The sequence below is a fragment of the Salimicrobium salexigens genome (genome assembly GCF_900156705.1).
Classification (GTDB): Bacteria; Bacillota; Bacilli; order Bacillales; family Halobacillaceae; genus Salimicrobium; species Salimicrobium album.
On the sequence record NZ_FTOK01000002.1, the window covers coordinates 360,225 to 371,532 of the forward strand.

Sequence of the window (11,308 nt, forward strand, 5' to 3'; positions counted from 1 at the left end):
TTTATTCCTCGAAGAAAAAGCCCTGCTTTTTCTTCTACATAATAGACAGAAATAGTACGGATCACGTACCATATAAGAAAAAGAGGAGAGATTCGGATGATCCATAAAACGTGGGAAAACAATGAGACAGTTAAACGTATCAAATGCGTACACAACAATGCAGAGAAATTTGTAGTGGATAATGTGCTCACTCCGGGGAAAATCTATGACGTAAAAAACGAGAGTGAGGAATTTTACTTCATTATCGACGACTCAGGAAGAATGGGCGGTTTTTATAAGAATTATTTCGAAGAGGATTAATAAAAAAATGCGAGAATTTGAAATTTAGCTCATTTATGGATGCCCTTATTTAGCTCATTTATGGATGCTGGAAGAAATCATAGACATTTATTCGTTAAAGACGATAAGAGTGACATGAGATGGATGATACTGAGTTCATTGGAAATGGGGATGGAACTGGTAAAACGGATGCCAAAGGAAAGTACTACGTTATTAGTTTAGAATCTAAATCAATGAAGAAAGATGGTGGTTCTGGAACGGTAGGGAAATACAAAGTTTATGAATACGGTGAGTATGAACTTGCATATTAATTTAAAAAACCGGGTGCAGTTGTGGAAAAGACAATATGCCGTTAGAGGGCCATTATTGAAGTTTCGTAGCGAAGTAGGAGAGAATGATTTTGTTAAAATATACGATTGAGGATGAAGTTTATTTAAGATCATTTACTATGAATGATAGCGAGGAATTTTATAATTTAGTAATTAATTCAAAAGAATATCTTGAAAAGGGCTTACCTGGGTTAATTCTGTTGAGAGTAAAGAGGAACTGATGAAAGTTTAAAATTAAGAGTTGAAGGATTAGTCGAAAACAAAGGAATTTCCACGTGGCTTGCTATAATATATAAAGATAAATTAGCAGAAACATTAGGATTTAATGACATTGAAGAAACTAATAGTATAGGGGGAACTGGGAGATTCTCTTGGCGAACCCTTTCAAAGAAAAGGTATAATGTCGAGAGCATTTAAGGCCGTTATAGATTACGGATTTAATAATATTGGACTTAACTGAATTGAGACTTATGTCGCAAATGGAAATGAACGGAGGAAGGAAAAATAAGACAGGCAGAATGGTTATATGACCATTATGAAGTTGAAATCGTTTATGGACTTTTGGTAGAAGAATGGAATTAGACTAATCTCTCAACAAACGGGCGCGATTGCTGAATAAAACCATTTACCTAAAGGCTTAGGGCGTTGTATTAATGTAAAATGGGGTGAGTTTTATGAAAGTAACGTTGGTCATTATTATGCTTTTGCTATTGGTTTTAATGTTTGTTTTCGTGATTTCACAGCAAAAAAAGAAAAAAGATAATGCTGAGCAAAAAGATTATATTGGTTATGGAATGGGTTATGGACTATTTGCTGGTGTTTTATTATCAATTATTTTTACTATATTTATTGAATCAGCATTAATTTGGAGTGCAGGACCCACATTAGGAGCTTTTATTGGAATAGTTATTGGTTTAATAAGAAATAAAAACAAAAGATGAAATTGTATTAACTTAAAAACGAAGAAAAGTGAGGGATAATATTAGCTTAACACTAGAAATAATGCGTATTTTTCTACCACTTGTCCTGGTTTGTGGAATTGCAGTATTTGTCGTTTTGAGAATGATACACAAAACTAAGAAAGGCACTCTTGGTAGGGTGTTTTTGCCCGTCCCCTCGAAAAGGTGTATTTCAAAATTTTCCGATTAATTATCACGCCTAACGATAGTTGAAAGGACGGGCATTTTCACACGTTTCTTCTCGAAATGATGAGGTCACAGTAGCTTAAATTTAAGGCGGGTCTTTCAAAAGGTGTACTTTTTGAAAAAGCCTGTTTACCGTCAATTATCCATGTCATAAGTACAACATAAATTATTTTGAAATATGGCTAAATTGCTCAAGACATTTTGACATAGACAATTTAACTTCTTAATCCCCTTTTTCGGGGCGTTGGGCAAAAACACCCAACAAGCATTTTCTTCTCTTGAAGATTGTTATTCTTATATTTCTGCCTTTGGCTTTGAAATAAAGGCTGATCATGTATAAAGACGTTTGATATAATGGCATTGTCTGGATGGATGGTGACAATGCCACAAACGGGCCATATTGTGGAAGAAATTTACCCCGAATGACCTTTATTTTCTAAGCAGAAAGAGGGATTCAAATGACCGTCAATCAATATAAATTACCCGTGCAAGGCATGACTTGCACGGGTTGTGAAGAACATGTAACCGAAGCGTTGGAACAAGCCGGTGCCAAAAATGTGTCAGCTAATTTTCGGCGCGGCGAGGCGATTTTTCAATTAAGCGAGGACTGGATCGACCAAGCAAAGCAAAACATTGAGGAGACTGGCTATCACCCCGATGAAGAAGAAATTCAAACTACTGGCAGCTTTGTGGCATTCGATCGAGATGGCGATTATGACCTTCTGATTGTCGGGTCAGGTGGTGCGGCCTTTTCAGCCGCAATCAAAGCGAGCGAAAACGGCGCCAAAGTGGCCATGGTGGAACGTGGCACGGTTGGGGGGACCTGCGTCAACATCGGTTGTGTCCCATCAAAAACCATGCTTCGTGCCGGTGACATCAATGGATTGGCACAGAACCATCCATTTAACGGATTACAAACAGGTGCTGGTGGTGTTAACCTTGCGAAATTGACCGAGCAAAAAGATGAATTGGTCAGTCAAATGCGTCAGGAAAAATATATCAATCTGATCGACGAATATGGATTTGATTTGATTCGTGGTGAAGCCTCGTTTGTTGATGAAAAAACGATTCAAGTGAATGGAGAGCACATCACAGCCAAAAGCTTTTTAATTGCAACGGGGGCAAATCCGGCCGTTCCAGATATTCCGGGATTGAAGGACGTCGATTATTTAACGAGCACGACAGCCCTTGAATTGAAAGAAGTACCAAAACGCCTTGCCGTGATCGGTTCCGGGTACATCGCCGCGGAATTGGGCCAAATGTTTCACAATTTCGGAACAGACGTGACGCTCATGCAGCGAAGTGAGCGTTTGTTTAAAACGTACGAGCCGGAGGTTTCCGACGCCATCGATGAAGCTTTAAGGGAGCAGGGGATCAACCTGATCACTGGGGTTACCTATCAAAAAGTCGAGCAAAACGGTGATACCAAAAGCGTGACGATTGAAGTGAATGGCGAAAAACAAGTTATTGAAGCCGATCAGATATTGGTGGCAACAGGCAGAAAGCCAAACACAGAGAGCCTAAATCTGGAAGCAGCCAGTGTGAAAACAGGCAAAAAAGGGGAAGTGCTTACCAACGAATTTTTGCAAACGACTAATGACCGCATTTATGCCGCAGGGGATGTGACACTCGGTTCACAATTCGTGTATGTTGCGGCGTATGAAGGGGGTATTGTCGCGGACAATGCACTCGGTGTGACCAAACGGAAAATCGATCTTCGATTTGTGCCCGGGGTGACTTTCACGAACCCGTCGATCGCGACGGTTGGCCTGACCGAGCAACAAGCCAAAGCAAAAGGTTACGACGTGAAAACGTCGGTTCTGCCGTTGGACGCTGTGCCGAGGGCATTGGTTAATCAGGAAACAACCGGTGTCTATAAACTTATCGTGGATGGTCAAACTCGGAAATTAATCGGTGCCCATATCGTCAGTGAAAATGCCGGGGATGTTATTTATACAGCGACGTTGGCGGTGCAATTCGGATTGACCATTGATGACCTTACGAATAGCTTTGCGCCTTATTTAACCATGGCTGAAGGTTTGAAACTCGCAGCCTTGACTTTTGATAAGGACGTTTCTAAATTATCTTGTTGTGCAGGTTAATTGAGCTTCCTCAAACGGGCGCGAAAACGGAATAAAGAACGGTGCCTAAAGTGGCATTATTGGACCATTTTCTTGAATAAGAATATATTTTTTGAAAGAAGGTTAGAGATTTTGGTTATGAATGCTCTTTTAAGAGGTGGAATACCATTCATCATTATGAGCGGTATTGCTTTATTACTTTATTTTCAAGGAAAGTACTCGGATGCTAAAGGTACATTTGTTGCAAGCCTGATCGCTTTTTTTGTCGGCGCTGCATCCATTATTTATAACATAGAGCATTGGAGTTTGATTAAACGAAGCGGTGTCCATTTTATAATAATGCTTATAACAATTTATCCTATCCTTTTATTAAGTGGTTGGTTTACGATTACATCTGTATTTGACGCTGTTAAAATTTTTATTCTTTTTGCTTTTGTTGGCATAATTTTATGGTCCTTATTTTTTATATTAGCCAGAATTTTTTCTTGGTAAATAATTAAGTGTATACCACAATCGGGCGCTATTCCGTAATAAGGAATGGCGCCAAGATGGCATATTAGAGCCATTATGTTGAATGTTAATCAAATGATTTAAGGAGAGTTATGTTGAAGAAAATCTATATTCATATCCTAAATATAGTCGGCCTCATTGTATTGTTAGTATTTAACGCTTTTGCTTATCTTGGTATGAATTTTACTCCATCAAATGAGCCTCTTACTGCAGAATATATTTTTCTAGCTAGTTTTTATCTAATTTGGGGAGTTTTTTATTATTTACAATTAAAACTAAATTCTTTAAAAAATTTGTTGATCCTAATTATTCTGGAATTGCTTATCATTATAGGCTGGAGTTTCTTTTGGGGTACACCATACGGACATACATTAATAGAATCTTTGTTTGAGTAAGGTTAATCTTCCTCAAACGGGCGCGATTGCTGAATAAAACCATTTGCCTTAAGGCTTAGGGGGTTGCCATGAAGGCAACCTTTTTTATTAGGATAGGAACAGATTACCAAGCAGAAACTCCCTGTAACGCTCACGGTCTGTAGGAAGTTATAGCAGAAGAAACGGAACAAGCATTTTCTTCTCTTGAAGATTGTTATTCTTATATTTCTGCCTTTGGCTTTGAAATAAAGGCTGATCATGTATAAAGACGTTTGATATAATGGCATTGTCTGGATGAATGGTGACAATGCCACAAACGGGCCAGATTATTGAATAAGATTGGAGTGAAACATAATGGCAACTGTCAATAATATAATTCAAGACATAAAAGAAGAACTAGATGGACTGCCAGGTGTGGTAGGAATCGTGTTAGGTGGATCTAGGGCAAGAGGAACTCATAGTCCGGATTCTGATATAGATATTGGAATTTACTATGATGAATCAAAAGGGTTTAATACCAATGATATCGAAAAGTCAGCATTAAATCTTAATGACGAAAAAAAAGAGCATTTAATCACTTCCTTAGGTGAATGGGGTGAATGGATAAATGGTGGTGGCTGGTTAGTTGTACAGGGTTACCATGTAGATCTTATTTTTCGTGATATTAAACGAGTCAGTAAAGTTATTGATGACTGTTTGTCAGGTCTAGTATCCATTCATTATCAAACAGGACACCCTCATGGTTATTTGAATGCTATGTACATGGGTGAATTAGCTATTTGTAATGTTTTATCTGACCCTGAAGGCACATTAGCTGAATTAAAAAAGAAAACGGAACCCTATCCCGAGAAATTTAGAGAAGCGATGATTCAATACTTTTCTTTTGAAGCTTCTTTTTCCCTGATGTTTATGGAGACCAATGCTAATAAAGATGATATTTCATATGTAATGGGTCATTGTTTTCGAAGTATTTCTTGTTTGAATCAAGTTATTTTTGCGAAAAACAAGGTGTACTGCATCAATGAAAAGAAGGCTGTAGCCATGATTCAAGATTTTCCGATAAAGCCTATGAACTACAAAAAACGTATTGATGAAATTGTTTTTCTTCTCTCAACAGATAGCAATAAGACAAGCCAAGCTGTAGAAAACTTAAAAGAATTAATTTCTGAAACCGAAGCACTATAAATCTTCCGCAATCGGGCGCGATTGCTGAATAAAACCATTTATTTAAAGGCTTAGAGGTTGCCATGAAGGCGATCTCTTTTTATTAGAACAGGGCAGATAAAACAAAGGAATTGGGTACCAAGAATAAGAAACGGAACAAGCATTTTCTTCTCTCGAAGATTGTTATTCCTATATTTCTACTTAGGGCTTTGACATAAAGACCAATCATGTATAAAAACGTTTGATATAATGGCATTGTCTGTCTGGATGGTGACAATGCCACAAACGGGCCAGATTGTGAAACATTTGTAGTAGGAAATTCGTAATTATACGAGTATTCCTGAGATGTGAAACATCATTGCGCCCTGGCCACATTGCGTAAGAAAATAATTAATATATAAGAGGTGATTTCTTTGAAATTTGTAATAGGAGCAGTATTAGTGATTGCTATTAATTTGTTTACGATTCTTCCTCTTATCTCAAAAACAGATGAAGAAGATATAGGGGAAAACATAACACGCTTAAAAAAATATCAATGGTTCCAAGACTTATTAAGCGATGAAGCGAACAAACAGTTGATTGTTCACGACAATGATGTGCGAAGAACCATTGGTAAATTTAAAAGCAATAAGTTTGATAATAAGTTTTTCTGTAATAAATACAGAAATAAACTTCAAAGCATTTTAAATCAAAAGTCGAATCGTTTAACTTAAGCAAACGGGCGCGATTGCTGAATAAAACCATTTGCCTTAAGGCTTAGGGGGTTGCCATGAAGGCAACCTTTTTTTACCTTGAATGTTCAAATAGGGTATAATCTAATGGATTAAATAAGAAAATACAGCCTGGGGAATTAGAAAGTATTTTTAATGCTGGGTTAACAGTGTTTCCGATTTATCAAACAACAGGAGATGAAGCGTCCTATTTTAGTTATGAACAAGGTGAATCTGATGCACAAGCTGCTTATGATGCAGCTAGATCGTATGGGTTTAAAAGGGGTACTACTATTTACTTTGCAGTAGACTTTGATGCTCTTGGATATCATATTACTAACAATATTATTCCTTACTTTCAAGGTGTAAATGAATTGATGAATTTTTATAAAGTCGGTGTATATGGACCTAGAAATGTAGGAATAACAGTATCAGAAAATGGTTTAGCTACTACCAGTTTCGTTGCCGGTTTATCTACCGGTTTTAGTGGAAACTTAGGATACCCATTACCTGATAATTGGGCATTTGATCAAATATCTACTATATCTATTGGCTCAGGTGAAGGTTATATATCTATAGATAACAACATTAAATCTGGTAGAGATAATGGGAGTTCATCATTTGTAGAAGATAATCCTAATCCTGTTGATGATTCTTTAGATCAATTAGGAAGAATATCTTTAGTTGGAATGCAATACACGCGGGCGTTTATAAGTGATGAAGATGAACTTATTCCTAAATCTAACTTATTAGTGACACAATACTATCGAAAAGATCGCTATTCCGGAGGTTTCTGGGAGTTGGTTTCTGGACCAATTACCGATGATTTTGTAACCTATGCCAACGAAAACCCAAATATCAATGATGAGTTTATAGACTTAATTGATCCAGTAACTGGATTAACTGTCGGTATTGAACATACAATGGCGACTTTATCTGCTGAACTTTATAATGATATACCTATAATTACTGATAGGGTAACTGATTTTGCGGGATGGACTGGAGATCTAGTAACAGTAATAAAAGATGTTCATGAACACCAAGATGAATATGATGGAGACTGGTACGAATGTGCTAAAGATTACATTGGTACAAGTACTAAGGAAAGTTTCTTTTCATTCGACGATCTGGCTGGGGATGTTGATGCAATGAATATTGGCAAAAACTTAAGGGAAAAAACTGATTCAACTATATACAATGAATTTGTCAGTTATTATCATAGCAATCAAGTTCACAATCGATTCTCCACTTTTTTTGAATTGAGGTTTAACTCTGATGAAAAATTGCTATATGAACAGGCAGAAATGTATTTAATCGGATCTACTCCTGATATTGCGGGTATGAGAGAAATTCTTGTAAACAGTTATGAAGTTCCAGATTTTACAAATGATAGAGGAAAACAAGTAGCCAGAGCTTTTACTGATGTAATATTAGAAATAGACAAATATTTTTTGGAGGGATTTGAATGAAAAAAATTCTCACGTCAATGGTAATTTTCACTACGGTTTTATTGGTGGCTAGCCCTACTACTTTGGCAAATACCACGAATACTGAAACCGGAAATGTAGATGAATCCGAGGCCGATGCGATTAAGGATAATTTAGAAGAGTCTGGTGCATGGGAGAAGGTTGAGGATTCTGATGAATCTACTACCTATGAAATAACTAACGAAGAAATAGCCAAAAGTTTTAGAGCTAATGGATATGAAAAAGAAGCAGATATGTTAGAGGAACAATCTAATTCTACAGGACCCACGCTATTATCAAGTGGGGTTAACTCTTTTACGTCTAATGGAGATGGGTCTTATACGATTAAGTTAAACGAAACTGTAACTAAGCTTGTAGCGGCCGGTGGATCGGGAGTAGCTACTACGCTTATAGGTCTTATTCCCGGACTCGGTTGGACAGTAGCGGCTGGTGCTGCTGGCCCAATGGCTGGTGTTTTAACTAGTGAAACCATTAATGATGGAGTGTCCTTTACTACGGCTAATGTTGGTGGTGCTTGGATGATACTAGATTGGCATTGGCAATAACATGAGTATAAATCTTTCAATATTTATAAGTATATTCATAAGTTTTGTTATAACCTTCATTTTAATAAAAAAGATATTTAAGAATAAAGAAAATGTAGTAGCTTTACGGGTTATTTCAACTATAGTAATCTTTTTAGTCCTGTATTTTATTTTAGTATCCATTTTTCTGAACATTTAAGGTTGCCATCAAGGCAACCTTTTCTCTTTAAAGCGATGTAACCCTTAATTGCTTTAATTATTAGGGTTTTCAATAATTATGATTCTATTTCTTCTTGAATTTTTTACATCAATTGTTGTATTAGTCATTGATAACTGCACTTCTTTCATTAGTTGGTGCTTTTTCGATTACTTTGATCACCTTTTTATATGTATTTTGCGTTTCCTCAAATTCCTCTCGAAATACATCCATTACCAGCACACGCCTTTTACCTCGTCCTGTGGGAACCAATACAATATCACCTTTTTGGATAGGGTTTTCCCTCAAACGTTTTGGTATATTCCAGTGATATAGCTTATTTGTATTTAATTTCAGAGCACCATTTTCCATACCAACAATATGATAAGCCGCTATAGTATTGTTAATTTTCATTTTCACATCATCCCTTCGCTCAATTTTTTTCTAAGAATTTTTCAAGATGGTTGATTTTTATATCGGTTGGAACTCTTTATTAAGTATAAACCACCTGAAATAATTCAGCATTTCATTTCTTTTCCCTTGTTTTGAGGTGTGAGGCTGGCTGGGGGTGTGGGGGCTAGCCCCCACATAGCGTCATCATGTTCAGCAAATGGCACTTCTTCAAGGTCGGAAGCCCCTTAGTTTTAAAGATTTCGTGTGTGTCGATTTAGACACACACGAAAATAGTTGTCTGATTTTTTGTCTGTCCCAAAAAAGGAACAGACGAAAAATATTATACCCCCTTATATGAGAGTGAGAAGGGAACTAAAGGATAAAGTGTAAAAAAGGTTGTTATATCAGTAGTTTTAGAGAATTTTGTAGTTATCATATCTGGTTATTCCCTTCTCTTTTCTTTACTTGTAGAAAGGAGAGGTAAAATGAATCAAAGTAACATTTATGACTTTCTAAACGTGGAACAAGACCCTCTGTATCAAAATCTCCAATCATTACAAACAGGAGAAAGTTATGATCTTGATGACCACACAGAAATTCACTATAACACTCATGGGTTATATGAAGTTATAGCAGATGAAACCGAACAAGCATTTTCTTCTCTTGAAGATTGTTATTCTTATATTTCTGCCTTTGGCTTTGAAATAAAGGCTGATCATGTATAAAAACGTTTAATATAATGGCATTGTCTGGATGGATGGTGACAATGCCACAAACGGGCCAGATTGTTGCATAACAATGATGTGTTGGTGAGTAGCACTCCATTACTTCTGATAAAAAAAGTAGCTGAAACTTTAGCTACTTTTTTTTTGTATTCTTATTTGTCAAAATGACAATTATCATTGTCATTTTGACAAATACCAGTTACAATGTATTTAGGGTGATGAAATGAAAACTAGAATCAAAGAATTACGAGCAAGAGATGGTCTGAGCCAAACAAAGTTAGCTGAAAAAGCGAGAATCTCTAGGCAAACTGTGAGTTTAATCGAAAGAAATGAGTATATGCCTTCTTTGTTAATTTCAGTAAGAATAGCAAATGTATTTCAGGAATCAATTGAAAATGTGTTTATTTTTAGTGAGGAGGAATTGTTTTGAAAATGCTGGCTGTGTATATTGTTATGTTTTTATATGGTCTATATAAATTGTTTGTTGGTCTAGAATTTCAAGGATTTGAATCCAACATATTAATGATTACCAATTTAGTCGTTGTCATTTGTTTAATAGTTGCCCGCCTAAATGTTTGGAAGACCGAACAAGGAAGCTTAATGAAAAAGAAAGTGGAAGTGGAAGATGCTCATCAAATAATGTTAGAAAAAAAAGCCTATACCGCCGCAACATATATTCAAATAGCCCTTTCCGTATCCTTTATTGCACTTCTAGTGGGTTTTTTATTATTGAGGGATACTCAACCTAAGATTGTTTTGGTTAGTGGTATATTGATGATGATTTCATTTGCGAGTTTATTTCCAAGCAAAAAGATTATTAGTGTTACAAATCCAAATTTTAAACTCCCTGATCCTCAATCAAAAAATTTTAATAAAGAATACCTTGAACAATTTGATGGTGGTGAAAAATATGTGATGTTAAAAGGTTTAAATGAAATATATACATTAGTTATTTGGGGACTTGTTATTTTAGCATTTGGCCTTATGTTTTACTCTGCCTTTACTGGTGATTCACAGTTAGTTAGTATTATTGGTATTGGTGTATTATTAATGCTTATTCAAGTGAGCTATACAATTAGTTTAAAGCCAAAATAAAACTGGTTTTTAATGTATTTATATTTTGGCTAATATCTTTCGGCTGCCTACTTTTTATCTGTGAATATAGGAGTGATGTGCCACAAACGGGCGCGATTGCTGAATAAAACCATTTGCCTTAAGGCTTAGGGGGTTGCCATGAAGGCAACCTTTTTTTACATTGAATGTTCAAACAGGGTATAATCTAATTGAACAAAATAGATTACCGCCAGTTAGGGTGTTTAGAGTGTTCAATCCATGTTCAATCTTGAATGTTGATGAACACTCTCCTAAAGCATTGAGACTGTAGAGGGAAA

Annotated in this window: 15 protein-coding genes; 14 read left to right on the plus strand and 1 reads right to left on the minus strand. The window is 36.2% G+C overall.

The features are described 5' to 3' along the window. Positions 1 to 96: 96 nt before the first annotated feature. From BW931_RS04080 to BW931_RS04125, 11 genes are all read left to right on the plus strand, one after another. Entirely contained in the window at positions 97 to 300 is a 204-nt protein-coding gene (locus BW931_RS04080) for a DUF6501 family protein (protein ID WP_008587605.1), read from the plus strand. 119 nt (positions 301 to 419) lie between these two features. Beyond that, the gene (locus tag BW931_RS13465) at positions 420 to 590 is read left to right on the plus strand and encodes a hypothetical protein (RefSeq protein ID WP_159435663.1); all 171 of its coding nucleotides are present in this window, start codon (positions 420 to 422) and stop codon (positions 588 to 590) included. 89 nt (positions 591 to 679) lie between these two features. Further along, positions 680 to 829 (plus strand): hypothetical protein, encoded by a 150-nt coding sequence (locus BW931_RS13470; protein WP_159435664.1) that lies wholly within the window; start codon positions 680 to 682, stop codon positions 827 to 829. A gap of 453 nt (positions 830 to 1,282) precedes the next feature. Then, positions 1,283 to 1,549 (plus strand): hypothetical protein, encoded by a 267-nt coding sequence (locus BW931_RS04085; protein ID WP_076570156.1) that lies wholly within the window; start codon positions 1,283 to 1,285, stop codon positions 1,547 to 1,549. 662 nt (positions 1,550 to 2,211) lie between these two features. Further along, a complete protein-coding gene (gene merA / locus BW931_RS04095) occupies positions 2,212 to 3,855 on the plus strand; it encodes a mercury(II) reductase (RefSeq protein ID WP_076570160.1) in 1,644 nt (547 codons plus the stop codon). Between the two features lie 72 nt (positions 3,856 to 3,927). After that, positions 3,928 to 4,326 carry a DUF3021 family protein gene (locus tag BW931_RS04100; RefSeq protein WP_234972570.1) on the plus strand — a complete coding sequence of 133 codons (399 nt, stop codon included), beginning with the start codon at positions 3,928 to 3,930 and terminating at the stop codon, positions 4,324 to 4,326. A 113-nt stretch (positions 4,327 to 4,439) separates the two neighbouring features. Next, positions 4,440 to 4,739 (plus strand): hypothetical protein, encoded by a 300-nt coding sequence (locus BW931_RS04105; RefSeq protein WP_076570162.1) that lies wholly within the window; start codon positions 4,440 to 4,442, stop codon positions 4,737 to 4,739. Positions 4,740 to 5,072: 333 nt separating this feature from the next. Beyond that, positions 5,073 to 5,903, plus strand: coding sequence for a nucleotidyltransferase domain-containing protein (locus BW931_RS04110; protein ID WP_031880287.1), 831 nt, complete (start codon positions 5,073 to 5,075; stop codon positions 5,901 to 5,903). Between the two features lie 392 nt (positions 5,904 to 6,295). Next, positions 6,296 to 6,595, plus strand: coding sequence for a hypothetical protein (locus BW931_RS04115; RefSeq protein ID WP_084193848.1), 300 nt, complete (start codon positions 6,296 to 6,298; stop codon positions 6,593 to 6,595). Positions 6,596 to 6,717: 122 nt separating this feature from the next. Beyond that, positions 6,718 to 8,061 (plus strand): glycoside hydrolase domain-containing protein, encoded by a 1,344-nt coding sequence (locus BW931_RS04120; RefSeq protein ID WP_084193849.1) that lies wholly within the window; start codon positions 6,718 to 6,720, stop codon positions 8,059 to 8,061. Beyond that, positions 8,058 to 8,624, plus strand: a complete 567-nt coding sequence (locus BW931_RS04125; protein WP_076570166.1) for a hypothetical protein — start codon at positions 8,058 to 8,060, stop codon at positions 8,622 to 8,624. The genes BW931_RS04120 and BW931_RS04125 overlap by 4 nt, the downstream gene beginning before the upstream one ends. A gap of 298 nt (positions 8,625 to 8,922) precedes the next feature. Here BW931_RS04125 and BW931_RS04130 read toward each other — a convergent pair whose 3' ends face one another. Continuing rightward, on the minus strand, positions 8,923 to 9,213 hold the full coding sequence (locus BW931_RS04130; RefSeq protein ID WP_076570168.1) for a DUF5839 family protein: 291 nt from the start codon (positions 9,211 to 9,213) through the stop codon (positions 8,923 to 8,925). A 464-nt stretch (positions 9,214 to 9,677) separates the two neighbouring features. On the opposite strand from BW931_RS04130, the gene BW931_RS04135 reads away from it, so the two are divergent. From BW931_RS04135 to BW931_RS04145, 3 genes are all read left to right on the plus strand, one after another. Then, positions 9,678 to 9,917, plus strand: a complete 240-nt coding sequence (locus BW931_RS04135; RefSeq protein ID WP_076570171.1) for a hypothetical protein — start codon at positions 9,678 to 9,680, stop codon at positions 9,915 to 9,917. 223 nt (positions 9,918 to 10,140) lie between these two features. Continuing rightward, the gene (locus tag BW931_RS04140) at positions 10,141 to 10,347 is read left to right on the plus strand and encodes a helix-turn-helix transcriptional regulator (protein ID WP_076570174.1); all 207 of its coding nucleotides are present in this window, start codon (positions 10,141 to 10,143) and stop codon (positions 10,345 to 10,347) included. A 2-nt stretch (positions 10,348 to 10,349) separates the two neighbouring features. Beyond that, the gene (locus tag BW931_RS04145; RefSeq protein ID WP_234972576.1) at positions 10,350 to 11,012 is read left to right on the plus strand and encodes a DUF3169 family protein; all 663 of its coding nucleotides are present in this window, start codon (positions 10,350 to 10,352) and stop codon (positions 11,010 to 11,012) included. Positions 11,013 to 11,308 lie beyond the last annotated feature (296 nt).

Excerpts from the sequence above, each read along its gene's own strand:
- BW931_RS04080 (WP_008587605.1), top strand. The coding sequence starts at position 97 with ATGATCCATAAAACGTGGGAAAACAATGAGACAGTTAAACGTATCAAA.
- BW931_RS13465 (WP_159435663.1), top strand. The coding sequence starts at position 420 with ATGGATGATACTGAGTTCATTGGAAATGGGGATGGAACTGGTAAAACG.
- BW931_RS04085 (WP_076570156.1), top strand. The coding sequence starts at position 1,283 with ATGAAAGTAACGTTGGTCATTATTATGCTTTTGCTATTGGTTTTAATG.
- merA (WP_076570160.1), top strand. The coding sequence starts at position 2,212 with ATGACCGTCAATCAATATAAATTACCCGTGCAAGGCATGACTTGCACG.
- BW931_RS04110 (WP_031880287.1), top strand. The coding sequence starts at position 5,073 with ATGGCAACTGTCAATAATATAATTCAAGACATAAAAGAAGAACTAGAT.
- BW931_RS04125 (WP_076570166.1), top strand. The coding sequence starts at position 8,058 with ATGAAAAAAATTCTCACGTCAATGGTAATTTTCACTACGGTTTTATTG.
- BW931_RS04130 (WP_076570168.1), bottom strand. The coding sequence starts at position 9,213 with ATGAAAATTAACAATACTATAGCGGCTTATCATATTGTTGGTATGGAA.
- BW931_RS04135 (WP_076570171.1), top strand. The coding sequence starts at position 9,678 with ATGAATCAAAGTAACATTTATGACTTTCTAAACGTGGAACAAGACCCT.
- BW931_RS04140 (WP_076570174.1), top strand. The coding sequence starts at position 10,141 with ATGAAAACTAGAATCAAAGAATTACGAGCAAGAGATGGTCTGAGCCAA.
- BW931_RS04145 (WP_234972576.1), top strand. The coding sequence starts at position 10,350 with ATGCTGGCTGTGTATATTGTTATGTTTTTATATGGTCTATATAAATTG.